At 36.0% G+C, this 23,240-nt stretch carries 21 protein-coding genes; 13 read left to right on the top strand and 8 right to left on the bottom strand.

What is annotated here, in order from left to right; translation table 11 throughout:
* The 3 genes from LACPOB_RS0101205 to LACPOB_RS0101195 all read right to left on the bottom strand — a co-directional run.
* A partial coding sequence (locus tag LACPOB_RS0101205; RefSeq protein ID WP_017867018.1) for an amino acid ABC transporter permease occupies positions 1 to 495 on the bottom strand: 495 nt, incomplete at its 3' end.
* Complete coding sequence (locus LACPOB_RS0101200; RefSeq protein WP_017867017.1) at positions 492 to 1,322, bottom strand: transporter substrate-binding domain-containing protein; 831 nt, start codon at positions 1,320 to 1,322, stop codon at positions 492 to 494. The genes LACPOB_RS0101205 and LACPOB_RS0101200, both read right to left, overlap by 4 nt.
* A gap of 14 nt (positions 1,323 to 1,336) precedes the next feature.
* The gene (locus tag LACPOB_RS0101195) at positions 1,337 to 2,077 is read right to left on the bottom strand and encodes an amino acid ABC transporter ATP-binding protein (protein ID WP_017867016.1); all 741 of its coding nucleotides are present in this window, start codon (positions 2,075 to 2,077) and stop codon (positions 1,337 to 1,339) included.
* Between the two features lie 437 nt (positions 2,078 to 2,514).
* Here LACPOB_RS0101195 and LACPOB_RS0101190 point away from each other — a divergent pair, with 437 nt between their 5' ends.
* The 4 genes from LACPOB_RS0101190 (at position 2,515) to LACPOB_RS0101175 (ending at position 7,868) form a co-directional block, all read left to right on the top strand.
* Positions 2,515 to 3,876, top strand: a complete 1,362-nt coding sequence (locus tag LACPOB_RS0101190; protein ID WP_017867015.1) for an amino acid permease — start codon at positions 2,515 to 2,517, stop codon at positions 3,874 to 3,876.
* Positions 3,877 to 4,369: 493 nt separating this feature from the next.
* Positions 4,370 to 6,187: a glutamine--fructose-6-phosphate transaminase (isomerizing) gene (glmS, locus tag LACPOB_RS0101185; protein WP_017867014.1), complete on the top strand. Its 1,818-nt coding sequence runs from the start codon at positions 4,370 to 4,372 to the stop codon at positions 6,185 to 6,187.
* 160 nt (positions 6,188 to 6,347) lie between these two features.
* Positions 6,348 to 7,055, top strand: a complete 708-nt coding sequence (locus LACPOB_RS0101180) for a glucosamine-6-phosphate deaminase (protein ID WP_017867013.1) — start codon at positions 6,348 to 6,350, stop codon at positions 7,053 to 7,055.
* Positions 7,056 to 7,229: 174 nt separating this feature from the next.
* Positions 7,230 to 7,868: an HAD family hydrolase gene (locus LACPOB_RS0101175; protein ID WP_017867012.1), complete on the top strand. Its 639-nt coding sequence runs from the start codon at positions 7,230 to 7,232 to the stop codon at positions 7,866 to 7,868.
* A gap of 205 nt (positions 7,869 to 8,073) precedes the next feature.
* Here LACPOB_RS0101175 and LACPOB_RS0101170 read toward each other — a convergent pair whose 3' ends face one another.
* The 4 genes from LACPOB_RS0101170 to LACPOB_RS0101155 all read right to left on the bottom strand — a co-directional run bounded on the left by LACPOB_RS0101170 (position 8,074) and on the right by LACPOB_RS0101155 (position 11,186).
* The gene (locus tag LACPOB_RS0101170; protein WP_017867011.1) at positions 8,074 to 8,784 is read right to left on the bottom strand and encodes a GntR family transcriptional regulator; all 711 of its coding nucleotides are present in this window, start codon (positions 8,782 to 8,784) and stop codon (positions 8,074 to 8,076) included.
* Positions 8,785 to 9,124: 340 nt separating this feature from the next.
* A complete protein-coding gene (locus tag LACPOB_RS0101165; protein WP_017867010.1) occupies positions 9,125 to 9,937 on the bottom strand; it encodes a PTS system mannose/fructose/sorbose family transporter subunit IID in 813 nt (270 codons plus the stop codon).
* Between the two features lie 16 nt (positions 9,938 to 9,953).
* Positions 9,954 to 10,697, bottom strand: coding sequence for a PTS mannose/fructose/sorbose/N-acetylgalactosamine transporter subunit IIC (locus LACPOB_RS0101160; protein ID WP_017867009.1), 744 nt, complete (start codon positions 10,695 to 10,697; stop codon positions 9,954 to 9,956).
* Positions 10,698 to 10,727: 30 nt separating this feature from the next.
* Entirely contained in the window at positions 10,728 to 11,186 is a 459-nt protein-coding gene (locus tag LACPOB_RS0101155; protein WP_017867008.1) for a PTS sugar transporter subunit IIB, read from the bottom strand.
* A gap of 161 nt (positions 11,187 to 11,347) precedes the next feature.
* On the opposite strand from LACPOB_RS0101155, the gene LACPOB_RS0101150 reads away from it, so the two are divergent.
* From LACPOB_RS0101150 to LACPOB_RS0101110, 9 genes are all read left to right on the top strand, one after another.
* Entirely contained in the window at positions 11,348 to 12,361 is a 1,014-nt protein-coding gene (locus LACPOB_RS0101150) for an SIS domain-containing protein (protein WP_017867007.1), read from the top strand.
* Between the two features lie 1,347 nt (positions 12,362 to 13,708).
* Positions 13,709 to 14,140 carry a PTS sugar transporter subunit IIA gene (locus LACPOB_RS0101145; RefSeq protein ID WP_081607025.1) on the top strand — a complete coding sequence of 144 codons (432 nt, stop codon included), beginning with the start codon at positions 13,709 to 13,711 and terminating at the stop codon, positions 14,138 to 14,140.
* 15 nt (positions 14,141 to 14,155) lie between these two features.
* Positions 14,156 to 14,626 (top strand): PTS sugar transporter subunit IIB, encoded by a 471-nt coding sequence (locus LACPOB_RS0101140; protein WP_017867005.1) that lies wholly within the window; start codon positions 14,156 to 14,158, stop codon positions 14,624 to 14,626.
* Positions 14,627 to 14,647: 21 nt separating this feature from the next.
* The gene (locus LACPOB_RS0101135; RefSeq protein WP_017867004.1) at positions 14,648 to 15,433 is read left to right on the top strand and encodes a PTS mannose/fructose/sorbose/N-acetylgalactosamine transporter subunit IIC; all 786 of its coding nucleotides are present in this window, start codon (positions 14,648 to 14,650) and stop codon (positions 15,431 to 15,433) included.
* Positions 15,420 to 16,250 carry a PTS system mannose/fructose/sorbose family transporter subunit IID gene (locus LACPOB_RS0101130; protein WP_220095345.1) on the top strand — a complete coding sequence of 277 codons (831 nt, stop codon included), beginning with the start codon at positions 15,420 to 15,422 and terminating at the stop codon, positions 16,248 to 16,250. Before LACPOB_RS0101135 ends, LACPOB_RS0101130 begins: the two co-directional genes overlap by 14 nt.
* Before the next feature lie 21 nt (positions 16,251 to 16,271).
* Complete coding sequence (locus tag LACPOB_RS0101125; protein WP_017867002.1) at positions 16,272 to 17,270, top strand: SIS domain-containing protein; 999 nt, start codon at positions 16,272 to 16,274, stop codon at positions 17,268 to 17,270.
* Positions 17,271 to 17,294: 24 nt separating this feature from the next.
* Positions 17,295 to 18,158 carry a PfkB family carbohydrate kinase gene (locus LACPOB_RS0101120; protein WP_017867001.1) on the top strand — a complete coding sequence of 288 codons (864 nt, stop codon included), beginning with the start codon at positions 17,295 to 17,297 and terminating at the stop codon, positions 18,156 to 18,158.
* Positions 18,159 to 18,291: 133 nt separating this feature from the next.
* Positions 18,292 to 21,030 (top strand): sigma 54-interacting transcriptional regulator, encoded by a 2,739-nt coding sequence (locus LACPOB_RS0101115; RefSeq protein ID WP_225429672.1) that lies wholly within the window; start codon positions 18,292 to 18,294, stop codon positions 21,028 to 21,030.
* Positions 21,031 to 21,347: 317 nt separating this feature from the next.
* On the top strand, positions 21,348 to 21,785 hold the full coding sequence (locus LACPOB_RS0101110) for an HAD hydrolase-like protein (protein WP_017866999.1): 438 nt from the start codon (positions 21,348 to 21,350) through the stop codon (positions 21,783 to 21,785).
* Between the two features lie 781 nt (positions 21,786 to 22,566).
* Here the strand turns inward: LACPOB_RS0101110 and LACPOB_RS13265 are convergent.
* Complete coding sequence (locus LACPOB_RS13265; RefSeq protein WP_081607026.1) at positions 22,567 to 22,803, bottom strand: transposase; 237 nt, start codon at positions 22,801 to 22,803, stop codon at positions 22,567 to 22,569.
* Positions 22,804 to 23,240: the final 437 nt, after the last annotated feature.

Raw genomic sequence — 23,240 nt, 5'->3', positions numbered from 1 at the left:
CCCCGCCACAAAGGCTAAGACAGACGAGTTTTTGATCAAGTTGATAAACTGGTTCCCCAATGGCGGGATCACCAGCTTAAAAGCTTGTGGCAACACGATATAGCGCATGGCTTGCCAGTAAGTCATCCCGTTAGAGCGCGCACCTTCCATCTGCCCGACATCGACTGACTGGATCCCCGCCCGTACGGTTTCAGCAATGAAAGAAGATGTATACAAAGTTAACCCGATCGTCCCGGCTGTAAAACCTGACATGGGGGCTACGTATTGCGGGATCACCACGTAAAAGAACATCGTGATCACCAGTAGCGGGATATTCCGAAAAATTTCAATATAGACATGAGCGATCCCCCGTGCAAGTTTACTGGGAACAGTTTCCATGATGGCAAAACCTGACCCAATAACAAGTGAGAAGAACAGCGCGATCACACTCGCTAAGATCATGTTGCCAAAACCAGTCAGCAAAGTCGACCAGTTATTAGTTAAGACGCTGATCATGGTTCTTCCACCTCCTTGATTTGAAAGCCTGGAATACCACTGAACCATTTTTTAACGAGGCTGGAATAAGTTCCGTTATCCTTCAATTTATCTAGTGCTTTATTTAAATGGTTGCGCATTTGGTCTTGTCCTTTATCAACTGCCATTCCATAAGGCTCATTGGTGAATGTTCCGCCAACTACCTGATATTTGGGGTTTTCCTTGGCGATCCCATACAAAATACCGTTATCGGTCGTCATGGCGAAGCCCTGTCCAGATTTTAAAGCGGTAAAAGCCTGAGCATAGTCGTCTAGTTCTAGAACACTGGCTTTCGGGGCATACTTAGCTACATTATCAACAGCGGTTGTTCCTTTGACTGCCATGACTTTAGTTCCTTTTTTATTCAGGTCTTTCATGGATTTGATCGAACTGCCTTTTTTGGCTAAAAGAGATTGACCAGCTCCAAAATAGGGCTTGGTAAAATCTAATAACTTTTCACGTTCAGGAGTGATCGTCATTGAAGCAGCAACTGCATCGATATTCCCATTTTTTAGTAAAGGTACACGAGTCTTAGTCGTTGTTTGGATAAATTCAGCTTTGGCGTTTTTGCCGTACATTTGCTTAGTCAAGGCTTTAGCCAAGTCAATATCAAAACCGTCGATATTTCCTGTTTTAACATTCATCAAACCAAATAAACGAGTATCGGCTTTAACGCCCCAAACGATTTTTTTAGATTCTTTGGTACTTTCATACACATTGTCAGATTCCTGTTTTGCACAGCCTGCTAGTACCGTAATCAAAAAAACTGGCACTAATATTGTTAGCACCCTTTTTAACCATTTCAACATGGTCGATCCCCTCCCTATTTGTGCACAATAATTTTACTTAAAAATTGTTGCGCACGTTTTTCGGTCGGATGATTATAAAATTGTTCGGCTGGATCATCTTCCACGATCATTCCATCATCCACAAAAACCACCCGGTCAGCTACTTCACGGGCAAAGCCCATTTCATGTGTGACAACGACCATGGTCATGTCAGTGGTTTGCACGATTTTTTTCATGACTCCAAGAACGTCATCGATCATTTCCGGGTCGAGCGCACTAGTTGGCTCGTCAAATAACATCACTTTGGGTTTCATTGCTAAAGAACGGGCGATAGCGACCCGTTGTTTTTGTCCACCGGATAATTCACGTGGCTTAGAGTTTATTTTAGAAGTTAAACCAACTAACTCTAAGTAATTCATTGCGATCTCTTTGTTTTCTTTTTCATCACGTTTTAAGACCAAACGTGGTGCTAACATAACGTTTTCCAAAACTGTTTTGTTGTCATACAGGTTAAAATGCTGAAAGACCATACCAACGTCACGGCGTAAAGAATTGAGGTCCGTTTTTTTATCAGAAAGATCTTTCCCGTTGACCACCAACTGTCCTGAAGAGAAACCTTCCAGTCCGTTGATTGTTCTAATCAAGGTACTTTTACCAGAACCAGATGGGCCGATCACAACAACGACCTCTCCTTGGTTGACATTCAAATCAATATCTTTTAGAGCATGAAAATTTCCATAATATTTATTTACTTTATTAAAATTAATAATTGACATAATATACATTTACCTCCAATTTTAGACCTGTACTGCTATGCGCTACTCCTTGGAAGTGCATAATACATTGATTGTCATTTTTACAACGAAGACTATGAGAAAATAATGTTTAAAATATTAGAATTAAAAATTAGTCATCTAGTATAATATATCACTTTTCTAGTCCTTCTACTATATTAAGATGAGGGACACTATTTTATAATTATAAAAAGATAAGAGTGTATTTGCCTATAGTTTTAATTTATGCAATGATTATAAATTGTATGAAAATAGAAGTTAAATTTAGTCAAAGTTGTCATATAATATAACTTTAGCTAAGAGACGATGTTTCAGTTAGCATTGCACAACTTTTTTATTTTGAAACAAGCTTAGCTGGATGTAAAGTATCTTTTAATTTGCACATATAATATTGCTAGCAACAAGATAGGGAGATTTTTATGAATCGAAATTTAAAATCGCGACAGGTCCAAATGATTGCGTTAGGTGGGACGATCGGTGTAGGCCTATTTATGGGGACTAATTCCTCTATTAAATGGACAGGTCCATCAGTTTTATTGGCCTATGCTTTGGCGGGTGCCTTTTTGTATTTGATCATGCGTGCCTTAGGAGAAATGTTATACATTGATCCATCGACCGGTTCGTTCGCCAAATACGCGTCAGAATATATCCATCCTTTTTTTGGATACTTAACGGCTTGGTCAAATGTTTTTCAGTGGGTCTTAGTTGGGATGAGTGAGATGATCGCGTTAGGCGGCTATTTTGCTTTTTGGTGGCCGAACTTACCCCAGTGGATCCCTGGCTTGGTAGCTTTGATAATCATTTGTTTGGCTAACTTGACCTCTGTTAAAGCTTTTGGAGAGATGGAATTTTGGTTTGCCTTAGTCAAGGTAGTAACGATCATCTTTATGATCATTGCCGGGTGTTTGCTGATATTTTTCGGGATCGGTAATGATCTTCATCCAGTTGGTTTGAGTAATTTGTGGACCCATGGATTCTTTACTGGCGGATGGAAGGGATTTTTGTTTTCACTAGCGATCGTGGTCGGTTCTTATCAAGGAATGGAATTGATCGGAGTTAGTGCAGGGGAAACAGAAGATCCACAAAAAACGTTGGTCGATGCGATCAAGTCCATGATATGGCGGATCTTGATCTTTTATGTTGGGGCAATTTTTGTGATCTTGTGTATCTATCCCTGGGATGAATTAGGTCAAGTCGGTTCTCCTTTCGTGCAAACTTTTGCCAAATTTGGGATCCCGATCGCCGCGGGCTTGATCAACTTTGTAGTGATCACTGCTGCTTTATCTGGTGCTAATTCAGGAATATATAGTTCCAGCCGGATGTTGTATACGCTTGGTTTTAAAAAACAGTTACCACGTAAATTTACTTTATTGAATAACAGTGGTGTCCCCGTTTATAGTGTCCTGGCTGTTTCGTGTGGGATCTTGCTTGGAGTAATATTGAATGTTGTTTTACCGCTGTTTTATGCGGATGCAAGTTCGATTTTTGTCAAAGTCTTTAGTGCCAGCATTTTACCCGGAATGGTCCCATGGTTCGTGATCTTGATCAGCCAACTGAAGTTTCGTAAAATTCATCAGTCCAAGTATGGAGGGCATCCGTTTAAAATGCCTTTATCACCGTATTCAAATTACTTTACGTTACTATTTTTGTTAGTAGTGTTAGTCTTTATGTTTTTAAATAAAGAAACACGGATCTCGATCATTATCGGAGTGTTCTTTATGATATTTATGGCAGTGACCTACTTTGTTAAATATCACGGCAAAACTAGTGAAGATAAGTAAAAATAAATTTATTTGCAGCTAATTTAGTTGTTATAGTGAGGCTTTAATCTTGTGGAAGGGCCGTCGATTCCCCCCGTTTAATGGGATAGATCGACGGCCCTTTTGAATCACACTGCTAGTTATAACTCGGTTTCTTTTTTGTTTACGGTGGTTCGACCAGTGTGGCTAGATAAATTATTGTTCACGTATGATATTAAAAAGTTTTGCTTATGTACAGCTAACAAACCTGTGTCAAGTTGTCCAAAATAAAGATGAAGCGTTTTCAAGTATACCTCTTGGATTCTCACTCTGAAAAAACAACCTAAATGTCAGTCAATTGGCGTTTTTTTAAGATTTGGAATATGTCCATACCAATGTTATAAAAATGTTGACATCTTTTGCGTGATGGTGTATTTTTAGGATTGCGTAATAAATTAATCTTAAAAATTAATCTATACCAATTTTAAAAAACTATAGAGGTATACTTAACATTTTTTTTAAAGGAGCTTGAATTATGTGTGGAATTGTTGGAGTAACAGGTAGGAAAAATGCCACAGAAATTTTATTGAACGGACTCAAAAAACTAGAGTACCGTGGTTACGATTCAGCAGGTATTTATGTCAATGATCAAAAGGGGAACGGCTACTTGGTTAAAGAAAAGGGCCGGATCGAAGACTTACGTGCTGCTGTGGGGCCTACTGTGAAGGGGACGGCAGGGATCGGACATACACGTTGGGCAACACATGGTGTGCCAAGTCAAGCAAATGCCCATCCACAAGTTTCAGCTGATGGACGTTTTTACTTAGTACATAATGGTGTGATCGGTAATTTTCGTGAATTAAAAGCTGAATACTTGGCGGATACAGAATTCGTGAGTGACACAGATACTGAAGTTATCGTGCAATTGATCTCACGTTTTGTAAATGAAGGTATGGAAACTAAAGAGGCCTTCACCCACGTATTGAGCTTGATCGACAATTCTTCGTCATACGCGTTTTTATTGATGGATAAAACACAGACGGATACTTTGTTTGTGGCTAAAAAGAAGAGCCCATTATTGATCGGTGTGGGTGACGGATTTAACGTGGTCTGCAGTGATTCGATGGTCATGTTGTCAGAAACACATGATTTTATCGAATTAACTGATGGTGATGTAGTGACAGTAACACCTAATGAGGTTGAGATCGAAGACGAAGATGGCAATCATGTTACACGTAATCAGTTCCACGTTGATGATGATGCAAGTGCGTCAGAAAAAGGTGCTTACGAATTCTTTATGCTCAAAGAAATCGATGAACAGCCTGCTGTGATCCGTACCCTACAACAAAAATATATTAATGAAGACGGCTCACTTCAAATTGAAGATGATTTAAAAAATGCGATCGATGGCGCTGACCGTTTATACATTGTTGCAGCCGGAACTAGTTATCATGCGGGTTTGGTTGGTAAAAGTTTATTTGAAAAACTAGCTGGGATCCCAACGGAAGTGCATATTGCCTCTGAATTTGGTTATAACCCACCCTTGTTATCAGAAAAACCATTCTTTATTTTCTTAACCCAAAGTGGCGAAACAGCTGATAGCCGTGAAGTGTTAGATAAAGTTAATCAGTGGGGCTATAAAAGCTTGACGATCACGAACGTGCCAAACTCAACTTTGTCACGTGAGGCAAACTACACCATGCTGCTGCATGCTGGGCCAGAAATTGCCGTTGCTTCAACGAAGGCTTATACTGCACAAATGACGGCTGAAGCTATTTTGGCTAAGAGTTTGGGCATGCATAAAAGAACGCAAGCCGCAGCTGATTTTGAATTGGGGTCAGAGTTAACTAAGGTAGCTAATGCCATTCAAAGTTTAGTTGACCAAAAAGATGTCGCTGAGAAAATGGCACAGAAGTATTTGTCAACTAGTCGTAATGCCTTTTATATCGGACGTGGACTTGATTATCAGACAGCGATCGAAGCAGCTTTGAAGTTAAAAGAGGTTTCTTATGTACAAACAGAAGGCTTTGCTGCTGGTGAATTGAAACATGGGACGATCTCGTTGATCGAAAAAGGTACACCAGTTATTGCGATCATCACAGATGAAAAGACAGCTGGTTTAACTAGAAGTAATGAACAAGAAGTTATTTCACGTGGTGCTAATGTGATCAATGTTGTTTCCGAAAATTTGGCAACCAAAGAAGATCAGATCATCTTACCGAAAGTGCACGAGCTATTAACGCCATTGGCTGCAATTATTCCAGCACAATTACTTGCTTATTATACAAGTAAAGAACGCGGCTATGATGTTGATAAACCAAGGAATTTAGCAAAGAGCGTGACCGTTGAATAAGCAGCAATTAAGATGGTTTTGTCTTAAGGATCTGGAGAATAACTACTAGCGAAAAACTAGTAGTTATTTTTGTATAATTAGATAGACTTTCCTTGCAATAAGCGACAATAACGACTATAATTGGACTATACCAATGAAACGGATACGGGGGAAAATGTTTATGAAAATTATTGTCGCTAAAGATCCAAAACAAGCAGGTATGAAGGGGCATGAGATCTTCGCAGATGCTTTAAACAACGGTGCTCAGGTTTTTGGCTTAGCTACCGGATCGACCCCATTAACAACTTATGAACAAATTGCTAATAGTCAACTTGATTTTTCTGACCGTCTTTCGATCAACCTAGATGAATACAAGGGTATCAGCCCTGATAATGACCAAAGCTATCAGTATTTTATGGATAAAAACTTATTTTCCAAAAAGGCATTTAAACATTCGTACTTGCCTAATGGTTTAGCCACAGATGACGCAGCGGAAATTAAACGTTATGACCAAGTTATTGCTGAGAATCCGATCGATTTGCAGTTATTAGGTTTAGGTTTGAACGGACATATTGGTTTTAACGAACCAGGTACTTCATTTGATGGCGGGACGCATGTGGTTGACCTAACAGAATCAACGATCAATGCTAATTCACGTTTCTTTGATAATATTGATGATGTACCAAAACAGGCATATTCAATGGGGATCGGCTCGATCATGAAATCAAAGAAGATCTTACTAGAAGCCTATGGTGAAAAGAAGGCCGACATTGTGGCTAAGATGATCGAAGGACCAGTGACCGAAGACGTACCAGCCAGTGTCTTGCAAAATCACCCTGATGTGGTTGTGATTTTAGATGAAGCTTCTGCATCAAAATTAAGCAAATAAGTGCTAGTGAGTCCCTTAGTGAAGTAGTGTCTTCATCAGGGGATTTTTTGGGTTTCAAGTAAAATAAGATAACAAGTATGCAAAAGCTTACCGGTGTGATATGCTAACTTTGGTATGCGTTTACAGTAATGTAATAAATATGTCCACAAATATTTTGTTTTGAGGTGTAAATTAATGAAAAAAGCGTTTATTTTTGACATGGATGGTGTGATTGTTGATAGTGAACAATATTATCACGTTCAACGGACTGATTTTTTGAAAAAGATGGGACTGACTCCTGGGGTAAGTGACCCTCAGGAATATGTGGGTGCTTCTTTTATCGATGGTTGGAAGATGATGATCCCCGACGAAAATTTATGGGATGACCTCTTACCCAAGTATAAAAGATTCTTTGCGACTCATCGGATCAACTATGGGGAATATGTTCATCCATATGTTGGGCAGTTTTTGTCAGATTTAAAGACAAAGCAAAAGATTGCCACAGTGGCATCAGCCGGTCCGTTGGATTCTATTGAACAAATGATGGATCAGTGTGATTTTCGTTCTTATTTTGACTCGATTTTAAGCGGTGAGTCTGTTAAAAATAATAAACCAGCACCAGATATTTATCTGAAAAGTGTGGAAAAGATCGGTTTACAACCTGAGGATTGTGTCGCACTTGAAGACAGTACGATCGGCATCAAAGCGGCTAAGAGTGCTGGCTTAGAGACGTGGGCTTTGAAATACCCAGGTTATGATAGTGACCAAAGTCAAGCTGACCATGTGTTTAATGGTTTCGGCGAGGTTTGTGATCATTTTGCGAAGATGGGCTAGGTTAGCGAGCTAATTTGTTGTTTCAAAAAGTTGTCACTGTCGTTTTGGTTGATTTAGAAAAAACAGGGATAATTTGTGTAGTCTTTGAGGGGAATGCACAGATTATTCTAGAAGTATAAGTAAAAAAATAGTCAAAAAATAAGTTCTAGGGTTATAAAATAATATTCTGAACTTATTTTTTGGCTATTGTTTTGTAGTACAGTATTTATTTTACTGTAGATTCAAATCTTACTTTAAAAGCAGGATACCTAGACTCTTCATATTCAAAAGGGACTTCTTTATCTGTAAATCCTACGCTGGTAAACTTTAAAATGGGATCTTTTTTAGAAAGATTAAGGTAAAGGTAGTCTGGGGATTCTAGCTGTATTACTTCAATAGATCTTTTAGCTTTATGGAGATGAAGACCATTTTCCTTTAGAACTGAAAATAATGATTTCTTTGAAAAGTCAATATTTACTAAACCTTGATTAAACTTTAGAGGAATACAAGATTTCGCAATGCATATTGGAATATCATCAATAAATCTTATTCTTGAAAGGACAAAAATTGAGTCATTTTTACTTATGTCTAATTGTTTGGCAATATAACTATTAGCTTTTTCGACGGATTGTTGTAAAACTTTAGAAGAAGTTGTTTTCTGTTGTAAATTAGCATCTTCAAAAAAACCAATAAAACTTCCTAATTCATGATCTATATACTTATCAGAATTGACTAACGTTTTGTTTATTGTATATCCACGACCTTGATTTTTTGTGATAAGTTTTTCGTTTTCCAATGATTCTAGAGCTTTTCTTATTGTTGGTCGACTCACAGACATTTCTTCTGATAAATTTCTTTCAGAAGGTAATAATTCGGATTTGTTTGAATTGGAAATATATTTATCGTATATTTTATCTTTGATTTGTTTATATATCATAATAATTCACCTGATTTAAATAATTATATTTTATAAAAGTTTACAATTAGTCACAAAAAAGTTTACCAGCTAAGTTTAGCTTATATTTAAAAATGTTGCAACATTTTCACTCTGAATAAATATTAATAAAAAATGCACAGTTTTAAAATTTTTAATTTTAAAACTGTGCATTAATTGTCCTGAATAGGTTTTCAATTTACTATGTTTTGGTTCAAATTTAAAAGTGGCTCAATATAATCATTTCTTCTTTTAGAGTAGTAATTTTAGAGTATAGGTGTATTGTTTTTTGTAAATCATTGTATTAAATATCTAATTGTTATATAAGCATATTTCAAATTAGCTACTTAAGAATCCCCAGGTAGACTCCTGCAATTGCCAGTACAAAAATGCCTAAAATTAAGTAGATAACTTTTACTTTCCTATTTAGAAGATAATATATCAAAAAGGTCAATCCGAGTGGAAGTAAGCCTGGGAAAATATCGTTTAAAATGTTTTGGACATTTATTGTTCCTCCAGCTGTTTTAAAAACTGCAGAAATTTTAAAAGTAACAAGTGATGATGTCATGGCGCCTATGGACATTAAACCAACAATTGAGGCCGCTTCAGTAAACTTCTCCAAATAGTTTCCTTCAAAAGCTTTTTCCATAGCTTTTGTTCCGGCACTATAACCGAGATGTACCCCTCCATAACGACCTAAGACATGTAGAGTAGTATAGAACAAAAAATAAAGAACCGGGCCTAAGATATTTCCTTGAACAGCCAGGGACAATCCAATTCCTGCTGCGATGACCCTGAAAGTGCCCCAATATAAAGTATCACCTATACCAGCAACAGGACCCATTAAAGCAGCCTTTAAAGATGAAATTGCTTCAGTGTCAAACGCAGGGTCTTCAGAGTTTTCTTCTTCTAACGCCAGAGACATTCCCATAATGAATGTTGCTATGTGGGGAGTAGTATTAAAAAGCGCAGTGTTTCTTAACGCAGATTCATACAGCTGATCCTCATCATCGGAGTATATTTTTTTTAAGGCAGGAAGAATCGAAAAAGTATATCCCATACCTTGCATGTCGGTGTATGATTCCGAACCTTGGAGAGCAAATGAGCGCCAAAAAACTTTATTTAAATCTTTTTTTGTTAATTTTCCTTTTGCCATAATTTTTCCTCCAATATTAATTTGTGTTTTGTGTATCAGGTTTTGGTCTTTGGATTATTAATAAGGCTACTAATAACGCCAGAACTGATACTCCGATAACGGGCATTTTGAGATATGCGGTTAAAATAAATCCTATAAAGAAATAGGGAGCTAGTTTTTTATTGATCATCATTTGGATTAGCATAGCAAAACCTACTGCGGGTAAAAGGCCAGCTGCTACGGAAAATGACGTCATAATTTTTTCTGGTAATAAATCGATTAATGATTGTGCAGCATTTGTACCAAGTTGTAAAACTAAAAATGTTAATATCCCTGAAGGTAATCTTAAAATTAATGGGAAAAAATGCCACCGTTCCATACTAGATAATCTATGATTTTTTATAGCATCTCTCCCTTTTTTAATAGTGTATGAATTAAGAGTGAAAGCAAGCATGTTTAATCCCTGAGCAGCAACAGCGAAGGGCATTGCTAAAGTGACAGCTACATCAGTACTTGCTCCGCTAGATATCGCTAAAGCTGTTGCAATTGTACTTGCAACACCAACATCAGGTGGAAGAGCCGCTCCAATTGTGACAATACCTATGAACATTCCTTCCAAAGCGGCCCCAATAATTATCCCTTTCTGAAGGTCTCCCAAAACTAACCCTACAATAGGACCAATAATGATTGGACGGTTCATCATTGAAGCACCTAAATAACGTTCGTCGAGTTGTGAAATATAGGCAATAAGAGCAATTAGAAGATTTTTGAATATAATCATTTTGTTCACCCTTTCAGTGAATAAACCTTGTTAATAATAAACTTTTTTAGAGGTTGGAGTGCCTTGTATAAAAATTTTAATTCCCATATCTTTTATTTGATTAAGTGAGTCTTTTTCCTCAGGAGTAACGTAAATAGATTCTGAAATTCTTTCTTTTTTTTCTCCACTTTTCAGATTTCCTAAATTTACAGCAAAATTAGTATCTTTGTCTAAACCGTCAATGATAGTTTTAGCTTCAATTGGATTACCAACGACTAGCATAACGTTTTTATGTTTGTATTTATAAAAAATATCGGGAAAGTTTTTTGTATCAACGATTTCAACACCAACCCCGGAAGGTTTAGCCATCATCAATGCCATTTTTTGTACCTTGTTGTTGGCTGCCGTATTGTCAACTGCAATGATAACGTCAGCCTTAGCAGCTCTTGACCAAGCCATGGCGACTTGTCCATGAATAAGACGATCATCAATTCTGAATAAAGTAATCATAGTTAATCTCTCCTTACAAGTTTATTTGCAAACGCTTTCTACATTTTTCACATTACCATTGGTAAATCAAAAAGTCAAATAGTTATTGACATACATTAATTAAGATGGTAATGTTTATTTGTAAAAACATACCAATGGTAATTTTATAGGAGGATGATTTTATGTTTAATTTCGATGAAAAAAGATTTTTGAGTACGCAGGCCGGTGCTGTAAATCAAAAAGACAATATTAATAAAGTTATTGATAAGGTATTGCCTGAAATTGAAAACATATTCTTTATTGGTTCTGGTGGGGTTGGTATTTTATTTGATTCAACCGTTGAATTTGCAAGAACAAGAAGTTCTTTTCCTTTTTATCGTGTTATAGCAGCAGAATTTATGGATTCACCGAATAAAACTTTTTCTGATAAATCCTTGGTTGTTATTCCTTCTTTATCTGGGACAACGCAAGAAAGTTTGGATCTTGTTGATTTTTGTAACCAGAGAAACATAAAAACATTGGCTTTAGTTGGAAGCCCCGATACACTACTTGAGAATAAAGCAACATTTACTGTTTACAACGATGTGCTTGACGATACAAGTTCCGAAAGCTACTATCTTCAAGGTTTGATGGTTGTTCTCCGTATTATGTTAAAGAAGGGCGAAATAACGCAAGAAAATTATGATTCATATTTTGATGATTTTGTAAAATTACCAAAAGAATTATTAAAAGTAAAAAAACAAGCTGAAAATATGGCAGGAGATTTTGCTGAGAAATTCCAAGATACTCCATATCATATTATTACTGGAGCCGGGGATTCTTATACAGAAGCATATTATTATGGTATGTGTATTTTAGAGGAGATGCAGTGGATTAAAACCCGACCAGTACATGCAGCAGATTTCTTCCATGGAACGCTTGAATTAGTGGAGAAAGGGGTAAGTGTTTTAGTATTTGAAGGTGAGGATTTTTCTCGTCCTATTGTAGATAGAGTACGCAAATTTTTGCCACAAGTGACAGATACTATTACAGTTATCGATACTAAAGAATATGAAATGGATATTTCCGACGCTACAAGAAAGATTATTTCTCCTATTATTTTAGCAACAATTTTAGAGCGTGTGAGTGCATATCTATCAGATGCTAGAAAGCATCCATTGACAGTGCGTAGATACTACAAAAGAATTCCGTATTAAAACAAAAATACAAACTGGTTTTTAAAGAATTGAAAGAATTATTGGTAATCTTCTTTGTGGATATTAATTTGATATAGATTAATAAAGGTTAACTTCATATTGGGGTTGGCCTTTTTAGTAATAACTTTATAGAATTTATACAGGATTGTCTTAGTGAGAAGAAAAATATTACTACTCAAATAGTTCCTACTTTATTCAAAACAAATAGTTTTTGTATTTTGGAGCTTATCTTGTTTTAATATTCCAAGTTTTGTGCTTTTCGTAAGGTAAGTTTTTGAAGATCTTCATTAGGTTAGAAGCAGAGCATTAGCGATAGATTTTAAAAAATTCGTTATCTAAATAGGTGACGATAAAACAATGGTTAAAGAGAACTTTATTAATTAGATGAGTTGGTTTAATACCAATTAATAAAGTGCATAAGAGTCTAGATGTTGATTTTAATTTATGTGAAATTTTTATCTAGTGTACTTATTCGAGTGTGATTAACTGCTTTATCAGTCATTAGGGAATAACATTTGCTTTGAGCCTGATTGTAAATACACTTGATATTATTCATAAGTTGTATAGTTTTTTGAACCGATAAAATTGAAATTAGCTCAGATCGAAGAGTCTCGACTAGCGAAACCTTTTTGTAGTCGTAACATGATTAATAAAATGCGATGTCGTATCTAGGAAACTTTCAGGTTATACTAGGTCTGCTTAAAAACAATATCTTAAAATGTGGCAATAATCTCACTAGAAAGTAATCATTTAAAATAGGGGTTGTTTTAACAACTAATTTTTATCTCCTTATTTTTATTAAACTTGGTCAAAGATAAGTTATCTCGTATGAATTAGGTAGAATTAATTTGATGCATAAATTTAGCTATAAGAACTAGTATGATGGAATTAGATAAATTACCATCGTTATTAGAAAATATCAGACCTTTTATTGAAATTAACCGTTTGTTGTAAGGCCATCATATGTAACACTTCTGTTCAGAGCTGTTTTTTATTTACTTAATTAAAACATTCAAAGGATGTCAGTTTAAGTCACATAAAAAATGTGTGATAACAAGCAAAGAAAGAGAAATTATTAAAGGTATGAATTATGCAGGTTGTTCTATATCTCATAAGGTTTCGTTTAAAAGTGAAATGATATAAGGGCCTCGTTTCCTTTTTTATTTTTATTCGAAAAATTGTATAAAGTAATCTAATTTTAGTGGGTGGACACTCTCGTTCATTAAGTTATCAGTGTCAAAAGTCGAGGTAAGATTAGTATGAAATCAATATTTTTGTTAATTGGCACACGAATTGCTTATATAAAAGTGTATACAAGCAACAAATATTCTTACACAATAAAGGTTGATGATTAATAATATGAAGATACTGTGTATGAGCCATGGAGAAATGGCTGAAGGAGTTGTCCAATCGGCTAAGATGATAGTTGGTGATGTAGACTACCTTGACTATGTCAATGCTTATGTTGATGAGGACATTGATGTAGACAGGCAAATTAAACGTTATCTAGCTGAAAACGCTGGCCAAACGATTATTGTCTGTACAGATATTTTTGGCGGTAGTGTTAATAATAATTGGCTAAGGTATATGCAACAAGAAAAAAATATATACTTAATCGCTGGTTTGTCTTTGCCATTACTTATTGAACTTGTATTGGGTTTGGATAAACAATCGAATGAGAATATTAACACTATTATTGAGCGTGCTACTGAAAATGCTAAAAATAGTGTGAAGTTCTGTAATGAAATAGATTTTGAAGTGGCTAAAGACGATTTTTGATGAGGGGGTAATATCATGATTGTAGCGACCAGAGTAGACCATCGCCTCGTGCACGGACAGGTTGCATTTTCTTGGACTTCTGCCATTAATGCAAATTGTATTTTAGTTGCAAATGATTCAGCGGCGGGGGACGAAATGCAGATGACAACTTTAAAATTGGCCGCTCCACAGGGCGTAAAAGTTGTAGTGAAAAGCGTTTCAGATTCGATAGATCAAATAAACTCAGGAGTAACTGATAAATATAAACTTTTTATAGTTGTTAAGAGTGTTCATGATGCATATCAGTTAATCAAGGGTTGTCCTCGAATAGAAGCTCTTAATGTCGGTGGAACTAAGAAAACTGATAGTACGGATCAAGTGACTTCTTCAGTTTTTCTAAATTCTCAAGATAAAGAAAAACTACAAGAATTGTCTTCTAAAGGTGTAGATATTTTTTCTCAGATGGTACCTAATGATAAGAAGAATGATTTTATGAAGAAGTTTTAAAAATACGAGGAGGTTTTGGATATGAGTATACTTGCTCAATCTGTGTTACTTGCGATAGTGACTGCGATCGTCCCGGCTGATTGGTTAACGGGTACGAGTAATATATCTCGGCCTCTTGTTACGGGTACTTTAACAGGACTTGTAATGGGTGATCTAAAAACTGGGATAATAATGGGTGCAACTATAGAGTTGGCATTTATGGGGGCAATAACTATAGGAGCATCTCGTCCACCTGATGTGATTGCTGGAGGGATACTGGGGACTGCTTTTGCCATTGCGACAGGCAAAGGCGCTGGTTTTGCAATAACTTTGGCTTTTCCAGTTGCTGCCTTATATCTGATCATCGACAACTTATTAACGATTTTGATTTTGCCTATTTTCTTAAGAAGGGGCGACAAATATGCAGATGAGGGCGACTCTAAACATTTGAATAGAATGAACTGGTATGGATTTATTACAGTCAAGAGTTTACCAAGGGCTCTTTTTGTTGGCTTAGCATTTTACTTAGGTGGGCCAGTGATGACTAGGTTGTTGAACATGATCCCAGATTTTGTACAGAACGGTATTAATGTTGCCGCAGGTATAATGCCTGCACTTGGTTTTGCATTATTATTGCAGATGATTTTGAAGAAGAACGTTGCAATATATTTTGTCCTTGGTTTTGCACTTTATAGTTATCTGAAAATTCCGATTTTAGGGATCTCGATTTTTGCAGCCTGCTTGATGTATATAATTTTGCATCTTGAATCAAGAATAGATGCAAATGGAAAGGGCGACTTACCCGGGGGTGACGATAATGAGTTCTGAGGTTATTAAGAAAAAAGTATCAAAGAAAGATCTACGAGGAATGTTTTGGCGTTCTCTTACAATAGAAGCTTCTTGGAACTTTGAACGGCAGCAGAATATGGCATATAGCTACTCTATGAATAAAGTTTTAGATAAGCTCTATCCGGAAAAGGAAAAGAGAAGAGAAGCATTGACAAGACATATGGCATTTTTCAATTGTTCACCGCCTCTTTCAACAATAGTAATGGGCATTACAACTGCGATGGAAGAGGAAAATGCCAATAATCCTGATAACTTTGATCCGGAATCGGTTAATAATGTGAAAGCTGCTTTGATGGGCCCTCTTTCTGGGATTGGTGATTCTTTTTTCTGGGGAACACTAAGAATTTTAGCAACTGGATTGGGAACATCGTTTGCGATGAAAGGCAACATTTTGGGTCCAATATTGTTTTTGTTAGTATATAATATCCCCGCTTTGCTAGTACGTTGGTTTGGTTTAATAAAGGGTTACGATTTAGGCGCTTCAATGCTACAGGGTGCTGAGGCATCGGGATTTTTAGAGAAGTTTTCTTATGGCGCCTCAATAATTGGACTGATGGTCATCGGCGGAATGTCGGCAAGTATGGTGTCAATAACTGTTGCGGGATCCTTTGGGCAAGGGAATGAAGCTCAGACTTGGAATTCGATGATCAACGGGATATTACCTAATATGTTACCGTTAGCATGTGTAATGATTATATATTGGCTTTTGAAGAAAAAAGTATCTACGATTACGATTTTAATCGGAATTTTTGTTATTGGTATTGTTATGGCATATTTTGGGATTTTGAAAGCCTAAAAAATAGAAAGGGAGTCCATGATGTTAAAATTTGATGCAGAAAAGTTTATAGATGAAGGAAAAAAAGGTTACCAACTGAGAGAGAAAATAGAAGAAACCGCCACTAAATTGTACGATGAAGGGGTCCGTAATATTTTCTTCACAGCTTCTGGTGGTTCTAATGCAGTCATGCAGCCTTTTAATTATTGGATGGAAATTAAGTCAGACATTCCAAGTTACTTGATCACTGCTGCAGATTTCTTGGCCACGGGGAGTAAAAAGTTAAAGAAAGACAGTCTTGTTATTTTACTTTCCAAATCAGGAGATACCAAAGAAACAGTTGCAATAGCTAAAAAAATGGAAGAGTTGGGGGTTAGAACAGTTTCCTTTGTGAATAAGGAAGATACTCCGCTTCAAGAGCATTCTACGTACACGATCGATACATTTGGGTATCATCCACAAGAAATGGCATTTTACTTTTTAATCGGGAAGATTTTGCAAAAGAATCAGGAATTTTCAGATTATGAAAGGTTCGCTGACGAATTAAAATATTTACCTGAAGATATGAATTTGGTAGCAGAAGAAATTGACGAACAAGCAAGGAACTTTGCTGAGAAGTATCAAAATGCTGATTACCAAATTTGGGTCGGCTCCGGAGATCTATGGGGAACGACATATTGTTATTCAATGTGTGTCCTAGAAGAGTCTCAGTGGCTTAGAACGAAGTCAGTTAGTTCACCAGAATTCTTCCACGGAACATTCGAGTTGGTTGAAAAAGGTGTTCCTGTTGTTCTATTGAAATCTGAAGGTCCAACTCGCGCAATGGATGACCGAGTAGCAAAATTTGCTTCAACATATACAGACGAATTTGAAGAATTTGATATGAGTAATTTCTCACTTCCACATATTTCGAAGGAATATAGAGCTGTAGTAGAAGCTCCTGTAATGTGGGCAGCCTTACGTCGAATAAGTCTCCATCTTGAAGACGTTAGGAACCATTCACTTGATAAGAGACGGTATTACAGGGTCGTTGAATATTAATATTGACTAAAGGTGATGTCTTTAATGGTAAAAGAGTATGTTGTTGGACTAGGAGATAACGTAGTAGATTATTATAAGAATCAAAATATAAAATTTCCTGGGGGAAATGCGGTTAATTTTTCGGTTTTTGCTCCGAAAAAGATTGTTAACTCATTTTATGTTGGTAGTCTTGCAAGAGATGATGATGGAGATCTTATACTAGATAGCTTAAAACAAGAAGATGTTAACACACAGTTCTGTAATAGGATCGATGGTCAAACTGAGAAGACATTTGTTAACATTGTTAATGGTGATAGACAATTTTTAGATAGTGTAAGGGGGCAGAGAACCTTGCCATCTCTGGAGAATCCTAAGTTATTAAAGTTGACCCGGGAAGCATTGGTGGTTTATAGTTCATGCCATTCAAATTCAGAAAAAGCAATTGGCAAGTTACACACAAATGGCTCAACGATTGCTTATGATTTTTCTGAAATGGGTAAGTACCATTCGGATGAATATCTAGAAAATGTTGCTAAAAATGTTGATATTGCTCAGTTTTCACTTTCAGATTCACCTGTGGGAGATAAAGAAAGGATATTGGAGACGTGTACGAAAGTAGGAACAAAGTTTGTTTTGTTCACTAATGGAGGTAAGTCTCCAGTACTTTTCGACTGTAGGAATGACCGAAAATTTGTTGGCCAAATAAATTATGATCCTCATCCTATCGATACAATGGGAGCAGGCGATACGTTCTTTTCCAATCTTGTTGTTTTTATGCTTAGCAAAGAGAAAGATTTGTTAGAAATTTCTGATAAAAAAATTAATGATGGTCTGTCCTTTGCTGCTAAAGCTGCATTACGGACTATTCAGCGCAGTGGGTCATATGGATATGGGAAAAAAATAAAATAACTTTAAAAATTTCCGACATGTGTATGCCGGGAATTTTTCGCGTATAAAATAATGGTTACAAATTATTTGTTACTGGTGGTTAAATATGCGATTGTAAATCTACTCTTTGAATTAGGAGGTATTTCTATTGGAAGTGCAGGAATCTATTGAGGAATTTGTACGTAGTGAAACAAAGAGAGAAAATTTAGATAATGTGAAAACTACTGCTGAGATCATAGCGAAGAAACTTGCAGTGAAAAGAAATACTGCTAGTCATTATCTCAATAACTTTGTTAAAGATGGTTTTATGATCAAAGTCAATGCACGGCCTGTTTTATTTCTAGATAAGCAGTTATTAGAAGATAGGTACCAAGTACCTTTGAAGGATGAATACTCTACTTTGAAAGAGCTGGAGGAGCAAAGAAGTGGAAGCGCTGTTTTTGACGAAATTATTGGAGCCCGGACCTCGCTTTCCTCTGCAGTAAGACAGTTAAAATCGGCTGCAAACTATCCTGGTGTAGGTCTACCTGTTATTTTGACAGGACATACTGGGACTGGAAAGAGCTTTTTAGCACAAAAATACTTTGATTATTGTGTTGATATTGGAGCGGTGGAAAAGAGCGGACAGTTTGTAAAATTGAATTGTGCAGAATATGCAGATAATCCAGAAATTCTGTCTAGCATACTTTTTGGCTATAAAAAGGGTTCTTTTACAGGGGCGGCTACTGATGAAAAAGGGTTATTCGATGAAGCTGATGGAGGGGTACTTTTTCTAGACGAAGTGCACAGACTGGATTCTAAGGGCCAAGAAAAACTTTTTAGTTATTTAGATGAACAAGAAATTAGCCCTTTGGGTGAAAATCACCGTAGCCATAAAGTAAATGTTCGTTTTATTTGCGCTACAACTGAGAATCTTGAAAATTCATTTTTGAAGACGTTTCTGCGTAGAATACCGATACAAATCAGAGTTCCTTCTTTATTTGAGCGTACAAGAGACGAAAGGAAGAAATTAGCTGTAACTTTTTATTTACAAGAAGCTAACAAGGTCAGCTCTAAAATTTCTGTAGGTTCTAATGTGTTTGATTTCCTATTAAGTAAAAGTTATTCAAGTAATGTTGGTCAATTAAAAAATGTAATTACGATCTCTGTTGCTAATTCTTTAGCTCGTGGAAAAGCGGCGGGATATGTGAAAATCAATTTGTCTGATTTGCCAAATAGGATTTTAGAAATTTCAAATAGAGAAGAAGTGCGTGTTGTTAAAACAGATTCTGATGCTCTGATAATTGATCCTGAATTAAAATTAGGTGATTTTTTTAAAGACGACGATTTAATTTATGATAGTAATGTTGTTAAGTTCTTTAGGGATCTGGTGGAACATCAAAATTCAGTGAGCTCCCAAGGAGAGTTTATCGAATACAGTATTTCGAGAGTCCAGGATCTAAGTAACCAATTAATGTATGACAAGCAACAAGAAAATGAAGGATTGCCATTCTCTTTTTTGAAAGAGATCTTTTCGTTAGAGATCAGTAATTTGCAAGATCTTTATGGAATAAAGATTGAGGGAAATGCTGCTGCTGTTTTGGCCCACTATTTCTTTGCAGTTCAGTCTGTAAAAATTGACGATCTTTTATCTGATTATAATGATAGTTTATACAAGATTTTGGACATGGTGCAAGATACCAACAAGAGTCTGGTAACTATATTTAATTCTGTTGTATCGATTGCTTCACAAAAATTGAATCTAAACGTAGGATTACAAGATAAAATTTTTATTTGGCTGTATTTAAGAAATATTAATTTTATAGGTAGTTTATATCCTATCAAATGTATTGTTATGGCACATGGATTTTCTACGGCAAGCAGTATCGCCGACGCTGTGAATCAAATGTTGGGAGAAAAAGTTATCGAGGCTTTTGATATGCCTGTCGATATAGAACTTTCTCAAATAGCCAAACAGCTTACAGATTATATTGATACACATCAGGTTGAGACAGGGTTACTACTTTTGGTTGATATGGGGTCGTTGGAAGATATTTTTAAATATGTTTACAATAACGTGGAATTCCCAATCGGTATAATAAATAATGTATCTACACCGATGGCATTAAATGTGGGTGATATGATACGCAAGCACAAAACTTTCCAAGAAATTGTCAAGAAAGGCAAAAAACAGTCCAACATTCAGAGTAAAGTCGTTTATCCTAAAGAAGCAAAAAAGAAATTGTTGATCACGTGTTGCTTAACGGGAATCGGTACAGCAAACAGGATTAAACATCTGTTAGAAGAAAGTATTCCCCAGAGTGATGATTTGATTATTAGTTCATATGAATATGGCCAAATAAAGGATGAACAGCAATTATGGTTTCTCAAGAGAACATATGAAATCGTTGGTATTGTGGGTACTAAAGATCCTTCTTTAAAAGAAGTGCCATTTGTTCCTTTGGAAGGTTTAATAGCAGGTAAAAATATAGGGAAATTGGGTAAAATGTTAAGGGCTGTTGTAAGTGATCCTGATGTTCAAAAAACTAATGAAAATATTTTGCGGAATTTTTCTATTGAAAGAGTTTTGAACTCATTGACTATTCTGGATGTCCAAACCGTGATGTATATGGTCGATAACTTCTTTCATGAGTATGAAAGAAGTACTGGAACGTTTTTGACTAATCAAGAAAAAATGGCCTTATATGTGCATATTGGGTGCTTAATTGAAAGATTAATAAGAAATGACCCTATTAAAGTTTCGAATTTGAATCAAAAAAAGAATGTGGAGAATTCTAAGAAATTTAAAGCCATACAAATATCCCTAGAAGAAATCGAGGATAAGTATAGTGTTAAGATACCTAGGACTGAAATCAGTTATATATATGACATTATCGAATCAAAGTTTAAGTAGAATATTCGATTTTTAAACCTTTGGATGACGATACTTTTTAAGAGAAAGGGGTAGAAAAGCTGAAAGCCCTTTACTAAGTAAAATGAATAAATGTTCAGTGATCTTATAGTGTGGTAGGTTTAATAAGATCATAGTCTAATAGTTTTGTATAAATGCATTAAAAAATGTGTTTGGATGTGTAACTTTGAATAAGACTTTTATTTTTAATATGGACGGTGTTAATAGTTGATAGCGAAAAAATTTTATCATAAATAGCGCATGTATTTTTTGAGCTGATGTCTCTTTTTTTATGGAGAATTGGAAAATGATGGTGCTAGATGAAAGGCTGTTGGGAGAATTTGCTTCCTAAGTACAAACAGTATTTTAAAACTCATAGAATTAATTACGTTGGTTATGTTCATCCATATATGGGACATTTTCTAAATGATTTAAAGAGTGAAGGAATGATTGCTATAGCGGCTTCAGCGGAACCAAGAGATTCGATTGTCCAGGTGATGGATCAATGCAATTTTCATAACTACTTTGATTTAATATTAAGTGGTGAGCCTGTCCAAAGTAACAAACCTGCTCTATATATTTATCTTAAAAGTGTGAATAGAATTGTATTGGATCCTATTGAGTATGTAGCTTTAAAAGATAATTCAATCGGTATTAACGCAGCTAAAAATGCCGGTTTGGAAACTTGGATTCTTAATTATCCTGGCTATTCAAGCAATCAAAGTAAAACAGGCTATGTCTTTAATGGTTTCGGCTAGGTTTGTAATTACCTTGAAAAAAATGAAGAAAAATTAAAATTTTAAGTATAGTTATTTAGTCCTGAATAATTTATACTTTGTTCCAGAAGGGTGATATTACCTTTTCAGCGTTTAATTGTCTAAAAGTTAACGTGCGTGATTTCTTTTGTGTTTTTACCGAGCCTTTTAGGTCAAATTCATGCTTTGTCGGCTCTAAAAAGGTCAACTACCTTCTTGGTCGGACTAAGATTTTTTAAATTGTCTTTTTTAATTACCAATGAGCTGAAGTGTTTGAATTTTAAACAAAGTTTACCAGTATAAACTATTAAGAACGCTTGGTACTGGCAAGATGCAGTCATAATTTATGTGTGTTGGGTGGCTCTGCCAACCAGATGAAAGAGTTTGAAGCGTAAAGTGGCGGTTGTTACGTTCTCTAACTTAGCGATTAAGTCTAGTTGTTTCATGCCCTAGACTAAGTTATAAGCCACACTGGATAGTAACATTCTAAACTGGTTGGCCGTAAAACTGGAACTATCCGTTTTTTCAAAAGAAAAGCCTTTTTTAATCAGATTATTCATGGCTTCACGTTGTGGTAGAGTTCAAAGATGTCACTGGTGAAAGGCAGCTCAAAATTAATCACAATAAACTCGTAGTTAAAAAGTAGCTCACCAAGCGGGTGAGATGATTTGATAATCGCGGAGCAAGCGCGTCTCTAAGTGTCTAGCTGAACGATGCCATTGGCTATCCTTTTCGCCGAAGTCTGCCCCAGGTTGCCCAGAGCGTGGATCAAGTAATTGGCGATCTATTGTAACTTAGGATGAGCTTTGAGATAGATTGTAAACTTTACCCTGACTTCTTCACAAGCTATGTAAATTTCTGGTTTGACAAAACCCGAGTAGGCCCGGACTAATAAGACTAGTGCAGCATATCGCTGTAAGATTAGTTTTAAAAAATCTTTGGCTTTTTTGGAAGTATACTCGTTACCTGGTCGTAATTTATCTCCTAAAAGACAGCCGGAAAAACTGTCAAAGGTTAGCAGGGGATGATGGTCGTTTGTTTGATAATCACTAACTTCTTGTTAACCGAAAGTATTTGTGTGAGTCAAATCAAGATAAATGATCAGCTAATGTTGCCTCTTTTGAGTGATCATTAACTGCGCTAGTTTGAGGTCCCCCCTGACAAATTCTCTGCGGAATTTTGCTTAATAAAGCGTGGAAGGGTTGGTTGTAGAGCAGCCAAATTATAAAAAACTAGCTTAAAACTTGAATATCTAGCCAGTGTATTAGCAACGGTATCGTTAGATGAATTGCCACTATTATTAGAAAGTACAGATTTTTGTTGAAGTTAATGGTTTGTTATTGTAAAGCCGATATACGGAGTACTCCAGTTCTTTGTGGTTTTAGTCGACTTAACAATAGCACAGTATGTGTTCTTTATTATATGCTTAATTTAAACATCCAAAATGTGACAGCGTAA

It is taken from the genome of Ligilactobacillus pobuzihii E100301 = KCTC 13174 (genome assembly GCF_000349725.1).
Classification (GTDB): domain Bacteria; phylum Bacillota; class Bacilli; order Lactobacillales; family Lactobacillaceae; genus Ligilactobacillus; species Ligilactobacillus pobuzihii.
The sequence above is the reverse complement of the archived record's forward strand: the minus strand, read 5'-3'. Positions and strand labels throughout refer to the sequence as shown.